Below are 15,994 nucleotides of genomic sequence, written 5' to 3' on the forward strand. Positions count from 1 at the left end.
CCTTCGGCAGAAGCAGAAGCGCAATGCGTCTGGGGTTACTCGGTACTGCCCAGCCCCTGCCAGCGCTTGGCGCCGATGAAGATGAAGCGCAATTGCTGGGTGATCTTGGCCCGTGGCGTCAGGTGTTCGGCCAGGGTCACGGCAGGCGGGTCGATGAGTTCAGGCAGCATGGCGAACACGCTCTTGACCACAAGGTCGGCCATGACGGAAAGGTCATCGGTGTTCAGATGGTGGAATTTGGGCATCGACGCCAGGTCGGTGGCAAGGTCCGCGATGATGCCTTCACGCAGCGCACCCAGCGCCTGACGTACTTTCAGCGAGCCGCCGTACTGCTCGCGGGCCAGGAACAGGAACTGCGAGCGATTGGCTGCCACCACATCGAGGAAGATCCGCACCGATGCATCGATGATGCCGCTGTTGACGTTGTCGTTGTGGCGCACCCGGCGAATGGTTTCGCGGAAGGTCTGGCCCACTTCGCTGACCAGCGCCAGCCCCAGGTGATCCATGTCGTCGAAGTGGCGATAGAAACCGGTGGGCACGATGCCTGCCGTCTTCGCCACTTCCCGCAGGCTCAGGCTGCCGAACCCGCGCCCGCTCTCCATCAGGCCCCGGGCTGCATCGAGCAGGGCGTGGCGGGTCTGCTGTTTCTGTTCGGCGCGGGGCAACATGAGCGTGTGTATCTGCTTGGAGAAGGGCCGCACTCTAACAGGTGCGTTTATGGTGCGTCGAACCGCAATGATTAAATCACCTGTAGGAGTGAGCTTGCTCACGAAGGCGGTGTGTCATCCAACATCTGCGGCACAGACAAACCGCTTTCGCGAGCAAGCTCACTCCTACAAGTGGGGATGTCCGCGAGTACGAATGAAAAAGCCCGGCATCGGAGCCGGGCTTGATCGACGGACCTTGAATCAGGAAACGCGCTGATACTGTTGCACCAGACGATCCGGGCCGTTGTCGGCTACGCGCTGGTAGCGGTGGGCCAGGCTGTCGCAGTTTTCTTCGCTGGCCACACGCTGATACTGGTTGATCAGGCGGTTGGCGTTGTCTTGGGCCAGGGTTGGCAGACCAACCTCCTGGGCCGCTTTCACTTCGCCGAGCACCGGTTGTTCGCTGGCAGGCAGGGCGAACGCGCTCGAGGCGAGGAGGGAAAGGGTCAGGGCGATCAGTGGGCGTTTCATGAATGTTTGCTCCTCGAAAGGGCGTGTAGAGAACATGGGACGAATTTTACTGGCGCCACCGATATAAAGAAGTTCAAAGGGCTGATGGTGACCATCGATGGAATTGATTCGGGGTTGCAGCCGCTCTAGATCAGGGGTCTCAGGCACGTTAAGAACGTAGCAGCACGGCTTGCCGGCGGGATGGCCCGTGAGCTCGCACCCGCCGGCAAGCCGTGCTGCTACGGGCCTGCCGTGACATTTTTGTGGATTTCATCAAACCCGCGCGGCTTTTGTCAGTCGAACGGGCTATGACGTGCAAGACGCGCCCGGGAAGGTGCGTCGGGATTTGGGAGATGACGCAATGACGCGAGGACGCAAGATTTTCGCCTGGACGGTTGGCATTCTGCTGCTGTTGCTGGCCATTCTGATCATCGTGATCGCTACCTTCGACTGGAACCGGCTCAAGCCGACCATCAACGAAAAAGTGTCTGCCGAAATCCATCGACCGTTCGCCATCAACGGCAATCTGGCGGTGATCTGGCGTCGCGAGGCTGATGAAGGCGGCTGGCGGGCCTGGGTGCCGTGGCCGCACATGTCGGCCGAGGATATCTCCTTGGGCAACCCTGAATGGTCGAAGAATCCGCAGATGGTCACACTCAAACGAGTGGAGGCGCGTCTGGCGCCGCTGCCGCTGTTGGCGCAGCAAGTGGTCATCCCGCGCATCGACCTGACCGAACCCAACGCGAAAATCGAGCGCCTGGCCGATGGCCGGGCCAACTGGGTGTTCGACTTGCCAAAAAGCGACCCGAACGCCGAACCCTCCAAATGGGTGCTGGACATCGGCTCCATCGGTTTCGACAAAGGTTATGTCAGTTACAACGACCAGATGATCAACACCTCGGTGGAAGTGGTCATCGACCCGCTGGGCAAGCCGATTCCTTTCAGCGATATCGTCGGCAGCGGCGAGGCGAAGAAGGTTCAGGACAAGGGTGCGTCGGCGCAGGACTATGCCTTCGGCTTCAAGGCCCAGGGCCAGTACCACGGCCAGAAACTCAATGGCAGCGGCAAAGTAGGCGGGTTGCTGGCGCTCAAAGACGCCGCCTTGCCGTTCCCGGTGCAGGCCGATGTCAGCGCGGGCAATACCAAGGTTGCGGTGGCAGGCACAGTGACCGATCCGCAGAACCTGGGCGAGCTCGACCTGCGCCTGAAACTCTCCGGCGACAGCCTGGGCAACCTGTATCCGCTCACTGGCGTGACCTTGCCGGACTCGCCGCCATACTCCACCGATGGCCGGCTGATCGCCAAGTTGCATGATCCGGCCGGCGCGGCGTTCCAGTACAAGGGCTTCAACGGCAAGATCGGCAGCAGCGACATTCATGGCGACCTGAGTTTCGTGGCCAGCCAGCCACGTCCGAAACTCACCGGCGCGCTGGTCTCCAATCAGCTGCTGATGAGCGACCTCAAGCCGCTGATCGGCGCCGACTCCAACGCCGAGCAGAAAAACCGCGGCGGCGAGAGCAAGCAGCCCAAGGACAAGGTGCTGCCGGTCGAGGAGTTCAAGACCGACCGCTGGAGCGCAATGGACGCCGATGTCGAGTTCACCGGCAAGAAAATCGTCCAGAGCGCCGAGTTGCCGTTCACCGACCTGTACACCCATGTGGTGCTCAACGACGGCCAACTGAGCATGCAGCCCCTGCGTTTTGGCGTGGCGGGCGGCAAGCTGGATGCCGATATCAAGCTCAACGGCCATGCCCAGCCGCTGGACGGCCGGGCGAAACTGACCGCGCGCAACTTCAAGCTCAAGCAGTTGTTCCCGACCTTCGAGCCAATGAAAACCAGCTTTGGTGAGCTCAACGGCGACGCCGATATCAGCGGCAAGGGCAACTCCGTTGCCGCGTTGCTGGGCACCGCCAATGGTGAACTGAAGTTGTTGATCAACGACGGCGCGATCAGTCGCGACCTGATGGAGATTGCCGGGCTCAACGTCGGTAACTACGTGGTCGGCACGCTGTTTGGCGACAAGGACGTGAAGATCAATTGCGCCGCGTCCAATTTCGCCATCAAGGACGGCCTGGCGACCAGCAAGCTGTCGGTGTTCGACACCGAGAACGCGATCATCTACATCGACGGCACGGCGAACATGAAGGCCGAGCAACTGGACCTGAAGATCACGCCGGAGTCCAAAGGCTTCCGGGTGTTCTCGCTGCGTTCGCCCTTGTACGTACGCGGGCCGTTCATCAAGCCGAGTGCCGGGGTGCAGTCGGGTCCGTTGATCTTGCGTGGGGCCGGGATGGTGTTGCTGGGCGCGGCGGTCGGGCCTGCGGCGGGGTTGTTGGCGCTGGTGGCGCCGAGTGGCGGCGAGCAGAACCAGTGCGCACCGTTGCTCGAACAGATGCGCGCGGGCAAGGCGCCGAAGACGGTGCAGTAAAGCCAGTACGCCATTTCGTGTGGGAGCCGGCTTGCTGGCGAATGCGTTGTGTCATTCTCCGGTGAGACACCTGACACTCTGCATTCGCCAGCAAGCCGGCTCCCACGGCCTTCGGCCAGAAGCAGAATTCATCGGTCAGGCGTCATTGGTACAAAAAAGCCAAGGCAATTGCCTTGGCTTTTTTCTTGCGACTTCAAACATCAAAGCCCGTCAAGAATATCCGCCATGTCGTCGGCGTGTTCTTCTTCCTGGGCCAGGATCTCTTCGAAGATGCGGCGGGTGGTCGGGTCCTTGTCGCCAATGTACTGAATGATTTCGCGATAGCTGTCGACCGCGATGCGCTCGGCGATCAGGTCTTCGGTGACCATTTCCTTCAGCGTCTTGCCGGCCACGTACTGGGCGTGGGAGTTCTTGGTCAGCAGGTCGGGGTTCAGCTCGGGCTCGCCACCCAGCTGCACGATGCGCTCGGCCAGCATGTCGGCGTGGGACGCTTCCTGATTGGCGTGCTCCAGGAATTCTGCCGCAGCCACTTGGGCTTTCACGCCCTTGGCCATGTAGTAATGGCGTTTGTACCGCAGTACGCACACCCATTCGGTGGCCAGCGACTCGTTGAGCAGGCGCAGGATGGTTTCGCGGTCGGCGTCGTAGCCTTCGGTCACCGCGCCGTTCTCGACGTGCTGGCGAGCGCGGGCGCGCAGGGAATTGACATCGGAAAGTTGATGCACATTGCTCATGATTGATCTCCAGGGCTGATCCGGTTATTGCCGTCTCGCTCTTGGGCAAGATCGGGTCTTAAGCTGTGAGTCATGCGCGCGGAGAAAAGTTTTATCTGTTTTGCGGCATTCGCCCGGGCGGAGTTGTTGTCATGAACGATGAACGGTTTGCAGCTAGTGTCTGTACAAGGCAATCAGACAAGGATCAAGCCATCCATGACGCAAGCGCAGGCCACCCGCTACCCGATCGTTCTGGTGCCGGGGTTGTTGGGGTTCGTGAAACTGGTGGTTTATCCGTATTGGTTCGGCATCGCTTCGGCGTTGCGCCGTGGCGGGGCGACGGTGATTCCGGTGATGGTCTCGGCGGTGAACTCTTCAGAGATTCGTGGCGAGCAGTTGCTGGGGCGCATCGAGGAAATCCTGCGCGAAACCGGCGCGCAAAAGGTCAACCTGATCGGCCACAGCCAGGGCGCGTTGACCATTCGTTACGTGGCAGGCGTGCGGCCGGATCTGGTGGCGTCAGTGACCTCGGTGGCGGGCCCCAATCACGGCTCGGAACTGGCCGACTTTCTCGAAGAACACTTCCCCTACAGCAAACTGCGCGGGCGCATGGTGCATGGCCTGATCCGCCTGAGCACCCTGGCGCTGGCGCTGTTCGACACCGGCTACCGCGGCACCCGGCTGCCCACCGACGTGCACGCGGCCCACGGCTCGCTCACTTCCAAGGGCGTTGCCAAGTTCAATGCGATGTTCCCCCAGGGTTTGCCTGAAACCTGGGGCGGGCAGGGGCCCGAGCTGGTCAACGGCGTGCGCTATTACTCGTGGTCCGGCACCTTGCAGCCGAGGCGAACCGATCGCGGCAAGAACCTGTTCGACAGCACCAACCTGACCTGCCGCCTGTTCGCCCGCACCTTCACCCGCGAGCGGGAGTGCGATGGCATGGTCGGGCGCTTCAGTTCGCACCTGGGAACAGTGATCGGCGATGACTTCCCCCTCGACCACTTCGACATCGTCAATCAGCACTTGGGGCTGGTGGGCAAGGGCGCGGAACCGGTGCGGCTGTTCATGGAACACGCCGCACGGCTCAAGTCAGTCGGCCTTTGACGAAAGGGCCGCAGGCTTGCTGCGCAATGGCGTGGTCCAGCGCTCGGCGAGGATCACGCCGCTGAGGGTCAGCGCGCCGCCGATGAAGTGATACAGCGCCAGTTGCTCGCCCAGTGCCAGTGCGGCCACCAGCGCGGTGAGGATCGGCACCAGGTTGAAGAACAGCGTGGTGCGGCTCGGGCCCAGCAGCGTGATGGCTTTCATCCACAAAAGCGGCGCGATCATCGACACCGGGATGCAGGCGTACAGCACCAGCGGGATGTTGCTGGCGTTCAGGCCGGTCTTGGGCGAGAGCAGGTAGAGCGGGAACAGCGCGACAATGGCCACCAGCACCTGCAGGTACAGCAACTGCAACGGCGGCATGCGCAACTGCCACGTCTTCAGCAGCGTGCTGTAGGCGGCGTAGGCGAAGGCGGCGATCAGCATCATCGCGTCGCCCAGGTTCACGCCATGGGCCACCAGGACTGTCCAGCTGCCCTGGGACACCACCAGCAGAACCCCGGCGAATGATACTGCCGCGCCAACCAGGGCCCCTGCGGTCAGCGCCGTACCGAGCGTGACGATCGACAGGCCCAGGGTCATCACCGGCACCAGCGAGAGAATGATCCCCATGTTGGTCGCCGTGGTAATGCCCGCCGCGTAATACGCAAGGCTCTGGTAAACCGCCATGCCGAGCACGCCCAGCACGGCGACCTTGCCCAGAATCGGCCTGACCTGCGCCCGATTGCGCAGCACAGGGCCGAGCAGGAACGGGGTGAACAACAGGCCCGCCAGCAGCCAGCGATAGAAGCCGATCTCCGCCGGAAAGATTCGCCCGGCAGCGGCCTTGGTGATGACGTTGTTGCCCGCCCAGAGCATGACGGTGAAGAGGGGATAGAGGTATTGCATCGGTGAGCCGTTTGCGAAGTGAACGGCCATTATCGACGTGGCGAACCTCGCGTCTACCGCAAAGGGCGGTTTCTCTGAAATATGCCGCAATAATATTTGACTACACTGCTTTCACGGCTGCGAATAGACGCGGCGGTTCTGGAGAATGCCAATGAAAATGCTGCGTGTTCCTCTGCTGGTTATGGGCTTGTTGCTGTGTGCTCAAGGGTTTGCCGCCACCGCGCAGCAGAACAAGATGACCACCTGCAACGCCGACGCCACGGCCAAATCCCTCAAGGGCGACGAGCGCAAGGCGTTCATGAGCACCTGCCTCAAGGCCGCGCCCGCTGCACCCGCCACCCAACAGGACAAGATGAAGACCTGCAACGCCACCGCCACCACCCAGGCGCTCAAGGGCGATGCGCGCAAGGCGTTCATGAGTGATTGCCTGAAGAAGAAATAAATTCGGCACGGACCTGTAGGAGCGAATTCATTCGCGAAACGTTGGTACCGGCGATACATCTCTATCGTCTGGCCCATTTTTCGCGAATGAATTCGCTCCTACAGGTCGATCCGGACATTACCGGGAAATGATTGGCGGCAATGGCGGGTGCTGGTTCTGGACCGGGAACGCTGGCAGACTGCCAATCTTTCCGAGCCGTATGTTTTGAGGCTGTATGCCAACGTTTTCGCCGCGACAAGTGTATCTGGCCAGCTGCATTCTGGTGTTTGGTGGCCTGCTGCTGGTGTTACCGCTCAAATTGCTGCCCAGCCTGCTGGCCGGGCTGCTGGTCTATGAACTGGTCGACATGCTCACCCCGCAACTGCAACGCCTGATCGCCGGCGAACGTGCCCGCTGGCTGGCCGTGGCCTTGCTCGGCACGCTGGTGGTCAGTGTGCTGGCGCTGTTGTTTGCCGGCGCGATCAGCTTCGTGTTGCACGAGGCGGAAAACCCCGGCGCCTCGCTGGACAAATTCATGACCCTGGTGGACCGGGCGCGCGGCCAGCTACCGCCGTTCATCGACGGTTACCTGCCTGCCAGCGCGACTGAATTCCAGGCCTCGCTCAGTGCCTGGCTGACCAAGCACATCGGTGAGTTGCAGATGCTCGGCAAGGGCGCCGCGCACATGTTCGTAACCTTGCTGATCGGCATGATCCTGGGCGCGATCATCGCCCTGCAGCGCATCCCCGATATCTCCAAACGCAAGCCGCTGGCCGCCGCTCTGTTCGAGCGCCTGCACCTGCTCAGCCAGGCGTTTCGCAATATCGTCTTCGCCCAGATCAAGATTTCGGCGCTCAACACGGCGTTCACCTCGGTGTTCCTGGCAGTGATCCTGCCGCTGTGTGGCGTGCACCTGCCGCTGACCAAGACCCTGATCGTGCTGACCTTCCTGCTCGGCCTGCTGCCGGTGGTGGGCAACCTGATGTCCAACACGCTGATCTTCATCGTCGGCATGTCGCTGTCGATCTGGGTGGCGTTCGCGGCGCTGGGGTATCTGATCGTCATCCACAAGGTCGAGTACTTCCTCAACGCGCGGATCGTCGGCGGGCAGATCAGTGCCAAGTCGTGGGAGCTGCTGCTGGCGATGCTGATCTTCGAAGCGGCGTTCGGCCTGCCGGGGGTGGTGGCAGGGCCGATTTTCTATGCGTATCTGAAGAGCGAGTTGCGCAGGGCGGAGTTGGTCTGATCTTCACCGCCCGCCCCCTGTAGGAGCGAATTCATTCGCGATGCGGTGGTACATCCGATGCATATGTGTCGGAGGTTCGGTCCCTTCGCGAATGAATTCGCTCCTACAGGTTATGTGAAGGCACCGTTATCCGTAACGCTTCTTCGCTTCGATCGCCAACCCGGCGCCGATGCTGCCGAAGATATTGCCTTCCACATGCCGCGCATTCGGCAGCATGGCCGCCACGCTGTTGCGCAGGGCCGGGATGCCGCTGGAGCCGCCGGTGAAGAACACGGTGTCGACGTCGGTCACACCCACGCCTGCATCGCCCAGCAGTTGCGTCACGCTGGCGCGCACGCGCTCGAGCAGCGATTCGATCGACGCCTCGAACAGCTCGCGGGTCAGGTCGGCAGCAAGGCCCGCCTCGATCCGCTCCATCGGCACCACGCGGTTGTGGGCGTGGGTCAGCTGGATCTTGGTTTCTTCCACTTCCATCGCCAGCCAGTGCCCGGCGCGCTGCTCGATCAGCTTGAACAGACGGTCGATGCCCAGGGTGTCTTCGATGTCGTAGCGCATGCTGCCCAGCGCCAGCTGGGATTTCTGCGAGTACACCGAGTTGATGGTGTGCCAGGTCGCCAGGTTCATGTGGGTGCTGGTGGGCATGAAGGCGCCGCTTTTCATGCGGCTGCCGTAGCCGAACAGCGGCATCACGCCTTGCAGGCTCAACTGCTTGTCGAAGTCGGTCCCGCCGATGTGCACGCCGCCGGTGGCGAGAATGTCGCTCTGGCGCTCATCGACCAGACGGCGCTCGGGCGACAGGCGCACCAGCGAGAAGTCCGAGGTACCGCCGCCGATGTCGACGATCAGCACCAGCTCTTCGCGGTCCAGGGTCGACTCGTAGTCGAAGGCCGCGGCGATCGGCTCGAACTGGAACGACACGTCCTTGAAGCCGATCTTGCGCGCGACGTCGGCCAGGGTGTCTTCGGCTTCCTGGTCGGCCGCGGCGTCGTCATCGACGAAATGCACCGGGCGGCCCAGCACCACTTGCTCGAACGACTGACCGGCAGCGGCCTCGGCGCGCTTTTTCAGCTCGCCGATGAACAGGCCCAAAAGGTCCTTGAACGGCATGGCCGTGCCCAGCACGCTGGTGTCGTGCTTGATCAGCTTGGAGCCCAGCAGGCTCTTGAGCGAGCGCATCAGGCGGCCTTCGTAGCCTTCCAGGTACTCGTGCAGGGCCAGGCGGCCGTAGACCGGACGACGCTCCTCGATGTTGAAGAAGACCACCGAGGGCAGGGTGATCTTGTCGTCCTCCAGCGCGATCAGCGTTTCCGCTCCGGGGCGCAGCCAGCCGACCGTGGAGTTGGAGGTGCCGAAGTCGATGCCAAGGGCACGGGCTGGGGATGGGGTACTCATGTTCGTTGCGTTCCGGTCAAAAAAACGGCCGCGCAGTGTATGCGAGAGCGCGCCGGATGCGTAGCGCGAAACGTCGGTTTATCAGGCTATTTCTGCTCCGAGGCCTTGAAGTCGGGCGTTCGCCCCCCAATCTTGCAGGCAACTCTCAATGCATTCGGCCGGTTTGAACACCCGTTTCAAGCTCGCGAGGCCGTGTGCCGATAACCTTGCAACATTCAGCGCAGCGAACGTTCTCATCTGATGACGCAGACCGAGATGTGCTGGATTCTCCGGAATGGGTGACCGTTAGATGGACTTCAAAGACTATTACAAGATTCTTGGCGTGGAGCCGACGGCGGACGAGAAGACGATCAAGACCGCCTATCGCAAGCTCGCGCGCAAGTATCACCCGGACGTCAGCAAAGAAGCGGGCGCCGAGGACAAATTCAAAGAGGCCAGCGAGGCCTACGAAGCGCTGAGCGATCCTGAAAAGCGTGCCGAGTACGACGACATCCGCAAGTACGGCCAGCACGGCCGCTTCCAGCCGCCTCCGGGCTGGCAGGGGCGCGGCGGCGCGGGGCAGGGCTTTGGCGGCGGTGGCTTCGAGGGCGGCGACTTCTCCGACTTCTTCAGCTCGATCTTCGGCAACCGTGGCGGGCCACAGGGCGGGCGTGCGCGCAGCTCGGGCCGTAGAGGGCAGGACGTGGAACTGGAACTGGCGATTTTCCTGGAAGAAACCCTGTCCACCGAATCCAAGAAGATCAGCTTCAAGGTGCCGCAGCACGCCGCCAACGGGCAGCGCATGGCCGACATCACCAAGAACCTGAACGTGAAGATCCCGGCGGGTGTCACCGACGGCGAGCGCATTCGCCTCAAGGGCCAGGGCGCGCCGGGTGTGGCGGGCGGGGAAAACGGCGATCTGTTCCTGACCATTCGTCTGGCGCCGCATCCGAAGTTTGACGTCGAAGGTCATGACCTGATCATCACCGTACCGCTGGCCCCGTGGGAGGCCGCGCTGGGGACCAAGGTCGCGATGCCGACCCTGACCGGCAAGATCAACCTGACCATTCGTCCGGACAGCCAAAGCGGGCAGCGACTGCGAGTCAAAGGCAATGGTCTGTTGAACAAGAAGGGCGAGCGAGGCGATCTGTTCGCGCAGTTGAAGATCGTCATGCCCAAGACCACCGATGACGCCACCCGTGCACTGTGGGAGAAGCTGGCCGAGAAGGCTGCGTTCGACCCAAGGGCTCAGTGGAGCAGCTAATTGGGGAGTAACTGATCATGCGCAACACCCTGGTCGTAGACATGCAGGAGTTCTGTCAGGTAGTCGACTTGCCCGTCGCCTATGTCATGGAAATCGTCGAACACGGCATAGTCGAACCCCGGGGCAGGCGGCCGGATGAATGGCTGTTCGATACCGACTCGCTGTCGGTCGCCAAGCGCGCGGTCAAGTTGCATCACGAGCTGGAACTGGAGTGGGACGGCGTCGCCCTGGCGCTGAACCTGCTCGAAGAGCTGGAACAGGTGCGGGCCGAGAACCGCATGCTCAAGCAGCGGCTGGGGCGTTTTCTTCAGGATTGACGCGCTCAGCTTCTGCCCGGAGGGCGTGGGAGCGTAGCTTGCTCGCGATCTGGCGCGAAGCGGCAGTAAATCCATTTATCTCGGTATGTCAGAAATGACGCAGTCGTCTGGTTTTGCTGCTGCTTCGCAGCAGATCGCGAGCAAGCTACGCTCCCACGGCCTTCGGCCAGAATCAAAGGCAACGATGTAGCGGTCCTCAGGCGTTTTTTGGCAACACCACGGTAAACGTCGTCCCGTCCCCGAAGTTCGAGGTCACGGTAATGCTCCCCTCATGGGCATTGACCACTTCCTTGACGATGAACAACCCCAATCCCAGGCTGGTCGACGGATTGTGAGTGCCCGCCTCCTCATTGAGTGAACGCACCAGTGGATCGAAAATGCTGCCGATGGCTTCCTGGGCGATCGGCTCGCCGTCGTTGTGCACCGACAGACTCACATGGTTGTCGCCGCCCACCAGCCTGACGCTGATTTTGTGGGTCGCGGCGCCGTGCTGCAGGGCGTTGCCGATCAGGTTCTGCAGCATCTGATCGATCCGCGCCCGGTCCCACTCACCGCGGGTTTCGCCTTCGCTGCTGAACTCGGGGTCGCAGTCCGGCTGCCCGGCGCTGGCCGCCTCGATGGCCTCGCGGCAGGCCAGGGTCATGTCCATGGGTTTGCGTTCGACCGGCAGGGTCACACCCAGGCGGCTGCGCACGAATTCCAGCAAGTCGCTGACCATGGTCGCCATGTGCCGGCTGCTGCTTCTGATGCGTTTGACGTAGGAAAGGTCTGCGTCGGCCAGGCCGGCCTTGCGCAGCAGCAAGTCGGACGACATGCCGATGGCCTGCAACGGCGCGCGCAGGTCATGGCCGAGAATCGCCAGAAAGATATCCCGCGAGCGGGTGACGCGTTCGGCGTAGGCGGCGGTGGATTCGGCCAGCGCTTCGTCGATCGCCTCATTGAAGCGGATCATGTCGGTAAAGTAGGCGATCTGCGGCGAATCCAGGCTTTCGACCCAGAATCGGATCACAGTGGCGCGCAGGTGGCGAAACTCCGAGGTCATCTGCACCAGATCGAAGCCGACCGTATGGCGCAACTCGCCATGGCTGGCTGCCGCCTGATCCAGGCTCGGCGTCTTGCCCACATCCTCGCCCTCGGACTTGGCGATCTGCTCGGCCTTGGTCTGCGCAGTGTTCATGTCCCGCGCGGCAGCCAGCAGGATGGATTTGGCGTGATCGCGCAGCTCCACGCGGTTCATCGTCTCGGCGGCCGGGGTCATGGTCGCGGCGAACTTCTCCCACTCATCGACGATGCGGTCCACGTTCTGCACGATGAAATCGGAAAGACGCATGGGCAGATTCCTTGCTCACAGGCACTGCGGGAGATGGGGCATCTTAGCGCCAGTTTGTGGCGGGAAGAACAGGTAAAAACATCATAAGTACTGTGGGAGTGAGCTTGCTCACGAAGAGATCGTGTCGTCACATCGGTGGCGACTGATCCGACCTTTTCGTGAGCAAGCTCACTCCCACAGAGAGTCGTGCTTTCTACGCGTTTTCGCTAGAACAGAAAATACCGCTGCGCCATCGGCAACACATCCGCAGGCTCGCACCACAGCAGCACGCCGTCGGCCTTGACCTGATAGGTCTGCGGGTCGACGTCGATCTGCGGCAGGTAGTCGTTGTGGATCAAGTCGGCCTTGGTCACGCTGCGGCAGCCCTTGACCACGCCGATCTGCTTTTTCAGGCCCAGTTGCTCAGGAACGCCGGCGTCCATCGCGGCCTGGCTGATGAAGGTCAGGCTGCTGGCGTGCAGGTTGCTGCCGAAGCTTGCGAACATGGGGCGGTAGTGCACCGGTTGCGGGGTGGGGATCGAGGCGTTGGCGTCGCCCATCAGGCTGGCGGCGATGGAGCCGCCCTTGAGGATCAGCGTCGGTTTGACCCCGAAGAACGCCGGGCGCCAGAGCACCAGGTCCGCCCACTTGCCGACTTCGATTGAGCCCACTTCGTGGCTGATGCCATGAGTGATCGCCGGGTTAATGGTGTATTTGGCGATGTAGCGTTTGGCGCGGAAGTTGTCGTTGCCTTCGCCGTCGCCCGGCAGCGGGCCGCGCTGGCGTTTCATCTTGTCGGCGGTCTGCCAGGTGCGCAGGATCACCTCACCGACGCGGCCCATGGCCTGGCTGTCGGAGCTGAGCATGGAGAACGCGCCCAGGTCGTGGAGGATGTCTTCGGCGGCGATGGTCTCGCGGCGGATGCGGCTTTCGGCGAAGGCCACGTCCTCGGCGATGCTCGGGTCCAGGTGATGGCAGACCATGAGCATGTCCAGGTGCTCGTCGATGGTGTTGCGGGTGAACGGCCTAGTCGGGTTGGTCGAGCTGGGCAGCACGTTGGGAAAGCCACAGGCCTTGATGATGTCCGGGGCGTGGCCGCCGCCTGCACCTTCGGTGTGATAGGTGTGAATGGTGCGGTTCTTGAACGCGCCCAGCGTGGTTTCGACGAAGCCGGACTCGTTCAGGGTGTCGGTGTGGATCGCCACCTGCACATCGTACTGATCGGCGACGCTCAGGCAGTTGTCGATGGCCGCAGGCGTGGTGCCCCAGTCTTCGTGCAATTTGAGGCCGATGGCGCCCGCTTTCACTTGTTCGATCAACGGCTCCGGCACGCTGACGTTGCCCTTGCCGGTGAAACCGATGTTCATCGGGAAGGCTTCGGCGGCCTGCAGCATGCGCATCATGTGCCATTTTCCGGGGGTGACCGTGGTGGCGTTGGTGCCGGTGGCCGGGCCCGTTCCGCCGCCGATCATGGTGGTCACGCCGCTCATCAGCGCTTCTTCGATCTGCTGCGGGCAGATGAAGTGGATGTGCGTGTCGACGCCGCCTGCGGTGAGGATCATGCCTTCACCGGCGATGATTTCCGTGGCGGCGCCGATGGCGATGGTCACGTCGGGTTGAATGTCCGGGTTGCCGGCCTTGCCGATGGCGGCGATGCGGCCGTTCTTCAGGCCCACGTCGGCCTTGACGATGCCCCAGTGGTCGATGATCAGCGCGTTTGTGATCAGCGTGTCGACCACCTCGTCAGCGGTCAGCTGGCCTTGGCCCATGCCATCACGGATGACCTTGCCGCCGCCGAATTTCACTTCCTCGCCGTAGACGGTGAAGTCCTTCTCGACCTCGACCCACAGGTCGGTGTCGGCCAGACGCACGCGGTCGCCGACGGTGGGGCCGAACATGTCGGCGTAGGCTTGTCTGGAAATTTTCATGGTCACAGATCCCCCATCACGCGCCCGGCAAAGCCGAACACCCGGCGATGCCCGGCCAGGTCGACCAACTCGACCTCCCGCGCCTGTCCCGGCTCGAAGCGCACGGCGGTGCCGGCCGGGATGTTCAGGCGCATGCCGCGGCTGGCGGCGCGGTCGAAGGTGAGGGCGTCGTTGGTTTCGAAAAAGTGGAAATGCGAGCCGACCTGGATCGGCCGGTCGCCGCTGTTGGCGACGCTCAGGGTGACGGTGCGGCGCCCCACGTTGAGTTCGATCTCGCCGGGCTGGATCTGGTATTCACCAGGAATCATGCGCTCTTCCTCGACAGTAATTTGTAGTAGATGGCCGTTGCGTGGTACTCGCCGTCGGGGTTGCAGGCGTAGTCGGGCAGCTTGCCGGACAGCTGATAGCCCAGCGCGCGGTAGAAATCTTCGGCGGGGGAGCCGGCCAGGGTGTCCAGAAACAGCAAGCCGCGCTGATGTTGATACGCCGCCTGCTCGACCGCGCTCATCAGTTGCGTGGCCAGACCGTGGCGGCGGGCGTGGTTCATCACTAACAACTTCTGCACTTCGGCGCGGTTCAGCCCATTGGCTTTCTGGCACAAGGCAAGCTGCACCGTGGCCAGTACCTGTTCCTCCTGAACCACGACCCATAGCAGTACGTTGCCCTGCTCGACCTCGGCCTTGACGCCGTCCCACCACTGATAGGCCTCGTCGGCGTTCAGGTTCGCCATGAATCCCACCGAGGCACCGCGCTGCACGGCGTCGAGCAACAACGCCACCAAGCCGCGGTGGTAATGCGCAAAGCTTTCACGGGTAACGCGTCGCAGTTGAGCAGCATTCATGGCGGACATTCCTTTCAGAGGGACAATCAGGCTTTGGCCGGGGCTTGCGACGGCGGTGCCGAGGCGCCCGGCGACAGGTCGAGCTGCATGAAGGTCAGGTCCAGCCAGCGGCCGAACTTGGTGCCGACCTGCGGCATCTGGCCGGTGGTGACGAAACCTTCGCGCTGGTGCAGGTAGATCGAGGCGGCGTTACCGCTTTCGATGGCCGCGACCATCATGTGTTTGTCGCAGGCGCGGGCGCGTTCGATCAGGGCTTTCATCAGCAGCGGGCCCAGGCCATTGCCGCGCTGATCGGCGCGCACATAGACCGAGTGCTCCACGGTGTGGCGAAAGCCCTCGAACGGGCGCCAGTCGCCGAACGAGGAATAGCCCAGCACCTGATCAGCGGCATCCACCGCCACTAGAATCGGGTAGCCCTGGGTCTGCCGCGCGGCGAACCACGTCTCGCGGTTGGCCAGGTCCACCGGTTGTTCGTTCCAGATCGCCGTGGTGTTGAGGACGGCGTCGTTGTAGATGTCCAGCACGGCAGGCATGTCAGTCAGCAGCGCGTCACGAATCGTATACGTCATGTTCGTTTTCACTTGTTCAAAAAGCAGTTGTCAGGCGATCGGCTGGTGCACGGTGACCAGCTTGGTGCCGTCGGGAAAGGTCGCCTCGACCTGGATTTCCGGGATCATTTCCGGGACACCTTCCATCACCTGTTCGCGGGTCAGCAGGGTGGTGCCGTAATGCATCAGCTCGGCGACGGTCTGGCCATCGCGCGCGCCTTCCAGCAGCGCGGCGGAGATGAAGGCCATGGCTTCCGGGTAGTTGAGTTTCAACCCGCGAGCCAGCCGCCGCTCGGCAACCAGACCTGCGGTGAAGATCAGCATCTTGTCTTTTTCGCGTGGGGTCAGATCCATGTGTTTTTCCGTTTCAAAATCGGTTATTGAAAGCGTTGAATCATGTAAATGATCAAGTGTGGGAGTGAGCTTGCTCACGAACAGGCCGGTGCATTCGACGCATCT

17 protein-coding genes are annotated in these 15,994 nt (G+C 62.2%); 6 read left to right on the forward strand and 11 right to left on the reverse strand.

All coding sequences use genetic code 11. The features are described from left to right. Positions 1–35: 35 nt before the first annotated feature. Positions 36–668 (reverse strand): TetR family transcriptional regulator, encoded by a 633-nt coding sequence (locus AC1MEK_RS27970; RefSeq protein ID WP_480399497.1) that lies wholly within the window; start codon positions 666–668, stop codon positions 36–38. A gap of 240 nt (positions 669–908) precedes the next feature. Next, complete coding sequence (locus AC1MEK_RS27975; protein WP_480399498.1) at positions 909–1,178, reverse strand: hypothetical protein; 270 nt, start codon at positions 1,176–1,178, stop codon at positions 909–911. Positions 1,179–1,518: 340 nt separating this feature from the next. Here AC1MEK_RS27975 and AC1MEK_RS27980 point away from each other — a divergent pair, with 340 nt between their 5' ends. Continuing rightward, positions 1,519–3,585, forward strand: coding sequence for an AsmA family protein (locus tag AC1MEK_RS27980; protein ID WP_480399499.1), 2,067 nt, complete (start codon positions 1,519–1,521; stop codon positions 3,583–3,585). A 200-nt stretch (positions 3,586–3,785) separates the two neighbouring features. On the opposite strand, the gene AC1MEK_RS27985 is transcribed toward AC1MEK_RS27980, so the two are convergent. Further along, positions 3,786–4,319: a ferritin-like domain-containing protein gene (locus tag AC1MEK_RS27985; RefSeq protein WP_480399500.1), complete on the reverse strand. Its 534-nt coding sequence runs from the start codon at positions 4,317–4,319 to the stop codon at positions 3,786–3,788. A gap of 195 nt (positions 4,320–4,514) precedes the next feature. Between AC1MEK_RS27985 and AC1MEK_RS27990 the strand changes: the two genes are divergently transcribed. Further along, positions 4,515–5,402, forward strand: coding sequence for an esterase/lipase family protein (locus tag AC1MEK_RS27990; RefSeq protein WP_480399501.1), 888 nt, complete (start codon positions 4,515–4,517; stop codon positions 5,400–5,402). Here AC1MEK_RS27990 and AC1MEK_RS27995 read toward each other — a convergent pair. Next, on the reverse strand, positions 5,388–6,290 hold the full coding sequence (locus AC1MEK_RS27995; RefSeq protein WP_480399502.1) for a DMT family transporter: 903 nt from the start codon (positions 6,288–6,290) through the stop codon (positions 5,388–5,390). The two genes, AC1MEK_RS27990 and AC1MEK_RS27995, sit on opposite strands and share 15 nt — an antisense overlap. A gap of 151 nt (positions 6,291–6,441) precedes the next feature. On the opposite strand from AC1MEK_RS27995, the gene AC1MEK_RS28000 reads away from it, so the two are divergent. Next, positions 6,442–6,732 (forward strand): PsiF family protein, encoded by a 291-nt coding sequence (locus tag AC1MEK_RS28000; protein ID WP_480399503.1) that lies wholly within the window; start codon positions 6,442–6,444, stop codon positions 6,730–6,732. A 214-nt stretch (positions 6,733–6,946) separates the two neighbouring features. Next, entirely contained in the window at positions 6,947–7,957 is a 1,011-nt protein-coding gene (locus tag AC1MEK_RS28005) for an AI-2E family transporter (protein ID WP_480399504.1), read from the forward strand. 126 nt (positions 7,958–8,083) lie between these two features. On the opposite strand, the gene AC1MEK_RS28010 is transcribed toward AC1MEK_RS28005, so the two are convergent. Continuing rightward, positions 8,084–9,349, reverse strand: coding sequence for an Hsp70 family protein (locus AC1MEK_RS28010; protein WP_480399505.1), 1,266 nt, complete (start codon positions 9,347–9,349; stop codon positions 8,084–8,086). Between the two features lie 289 nt (positions 9,350–9,638). On the opposite strand from AC1MEK_RS28010, the gene cbpA reads away from it, so the two are divergent. Both cbpA and AC1MEK_RS28020 read left to right on the forward strand, forming a co-directional pair. After that, on the forward strand, positions 9,639–10,592 hold the full coding sequence (cbpA, locus tag AC1MEK_RS28015; protein WP_480399506.1) for a curved DNA-binding protein: 954 nt from the start codon (positions 9,639–9,641) through the stop codon (positions 10,590–10,592). A gap of 17 nt (positions 10,593–10,609) precedes the next feature. Continuing rightward, complete coding sequence (locus tag AC1MEK_RS28020; protein ID WP_480399507.1) at positions 10,610–10,909, forward strand: chaperone modulator CbpM; 300 nt, start codon at positions 10,610–10,612, stop codon at positions 10,907–10,909. A gap of 196 nt (positions 10,910–11,105) precedes the next feature. On the opposite strand, the gene AC1MEK_RS28025 is transcribed toward AC1MEK_RS28020, so the two are convergent. The 6 genes from AC1MEK_RS28025 to AC1MEK_RS28050 form a co-directional block, all read right to left on the reverse strand. Further along, complete coding sequence (locus AC1MEK_RS28025) at positions 11,106–12,239, reverse strand: sensor histidine kinase (RefSeq protein ID WP_480399508.1); 1,134 nt, start codon at positions 12,237–12,239, stop codon at positions 11,106–11,108. 206 nt (positions 12,240–12,445) lie between these two features. After that, positions 12,446–14,146: an urease subunit alpha gene (gene ureC / locus AC1MEK_RS28030; RefSeq protein WP_480399509.1), complete on the reverse strand. Its 1,701-nt coding sequence runs from the start codon at positions 14,144–14,146 to the stop codon at positions 12,446–12,448. Positions 14,147–14,148: 2 nt separating this feature from the next. Further along, positions 14,149–14,454 carry an urease subunit beta gene (locus AC1MEK_RS28035; protein WP_480399510.1) on the reverse strand — a complete coding sequence of 102 codons (306 nt, stop codon included), beginning with the start codon at positions 14,452–14,454 and terminating at the stop codon, positions 14,149–14,151. Then, positions 14,451–14,987, reverse strand: a complete 537-nt coding sequence (locus AC1MEK_RS28040) for a GNAT family N-acetyltransferase (protein ID WP_480399511.1) — start codon at positions 14,985–14,987, stop codon at positions 14,451–14,453. Before AC1MEK_RS28040 ends, AC1MEK_RS28035 begins: the two co-directional genes overlap by 4 nt. A 26-nt stretch (positions 14,988–15,013) precedes the next feature. After that, positions 15,014–15,556 (reverse strand): N-acetyltransferase family protein, encoded by a 543-nt coding sequence (locus AC1MEK_RS28045; RefSeq protein ID WP_480399512.1) that lies wholly within the window; start codon positions 15,554–15,556, stop codon positions 15,014–15,016. Positions 15,557–15,586: 30 nt separating this feature from the next. Beyond that, positions 15,587–15,889, reverse strand: coding sequence for an urease subunit gamma (locus AC1MEK_RS28050; protein ID WP_274136241.1), 303 nt, complete (start codon positions 15,887–15,889; stop codon positions 15,587–15,589). Positions 15,890–15,994: the final 105 nt, after the last annotated feature.

This window comes from Pseudomonas sp. 2, from assembly GCF_056627435.1.

Excerpts from the sequence above, each read along its gene's own strand:
- AC1MEK_RS27970 (WP_480399497.1), bottom strand. The coding sequence starts at position 668 with ATGTTGCCCCGCGCCGAACAGAAACAGCAGACCCGCCACGCCCTGCTC.
- AC1MEK_RS27975 (WP_480399498.1), bottom strand. The coding sequence starts at position 1,178 with ATGAAACGCCCACTGATCGCCCTGACCCTTTCCCTCCTCGCCTCGAGC.
- AC1MEK_RS27980 (WP_480399499.1), top strand. The coding sequence starts at position 1,519 with ATGACGCGAGGACGCAAGATTTTCGCCTGGACGGTTGGCATTCTGCTG.
- AC1MEK_RS27985 (WP_480399500.1), bottom strand. The coding sequence starts at position 4,319 with ATGAGCAATGTGCATCAACTTTCCGATGTCAATTCCCTGCGCGCCCGC.
- AC1MEK_RS27990 (WP_480399501.1), top strand. The coding sequence starts at position 4,515 with ATGACGCAAGCGCAGGCCACCCGCTACCCGATCGTTCTGGTGCCGGGG.
- AC1MEK_RS27995 (WP_480399502.1), bottom strand. The coding sequence starts at position 6,290 with ATGCAATACCTCTATCCCCTCTTCACCGTCATGCTCTGGGCGGGCAAC.
- AC1MEK_RS28000 (WP_480399503.1), top strand. The coding sequence starts at position 6,442 with ATGAAAATGCTGCGTGTTCCTCTGCTGGTTATGGGCTTGTTGCTGTGT.
- AC1MEK_RS28005 (WP_480399504.1), top strand. The coding sequence starts at position 6,947 with ATGCCAACGTTTTCGCCGCGACAAGTGTATCTGGCCAGCTGCATTCTG.
- AC1MEK_RS28010 (WP_480399505.1), bottom strand. The coding sequence starts at position 9,349 with ATGAGTACCCCATCCCCAGCCCGTGCCCTTGGCATCGACTTCGGCACC.
- cbpA (WP_480399506.1), top strand. The coding sequence starts at position 9,639 with ATGGACTTCAAAGACTATTACAAGATTCTTGGCGTGGAGCCGACGGCG.
- AC1MEK_RS28020 (WP_480399507.1), top strand. The coding sequence starts at position 10,610 with ATGCGCAACACCCTGGTCGTAGACATGCAGGAGTTCTGTCAGGTAGTC.
- AC1MEK_RS28025 (WP_480399508.1), bottom strand. The coding sequence starts at position 12,239 with ATGCGTCTTTCCGATTTCATCGTGCAGAACGTGGACCGCATCGTCGAT.
- ureC (WP_480399509.1), bottom strand. The coding sequence starts at position 14,146 with ATGAAAATTTCCAGACAAGCCTACGCCGACATGTTCGGCCCCACCGTC.
- AC1MEK_RS28035 (WP_480399510.1), bottom strand. The coding sequence starts at position 14,454 with ATGATTCCTGGTGAATACCAGATCCAGCCCGGCGAGATCGAACTCAAC.
- AC1MEK_RS28040 (WP_480399511.1), bottom strand. The coding sequence starts at position 14,987 with ATGAATGCTGCTCAACTGCGACGCGTTACCCGTGAAAGCTTTGCGCAT.
- AC1MEK_RS28045 (WP_480399512.1), bottom strand. The coding sequence starts at position 15,556 with ATGACGTATACGATTCGTGACGCGCTGCTGACTGACATGCCTGCCGTG.
- AC1MEK_RS28050 (WP_274136241.1), bottom strand. The coding sequence starts at position 15,889 with ATGGATCTGACCCCACGCGAAAAAGACAAGATGCTGATCTTCACCGCA.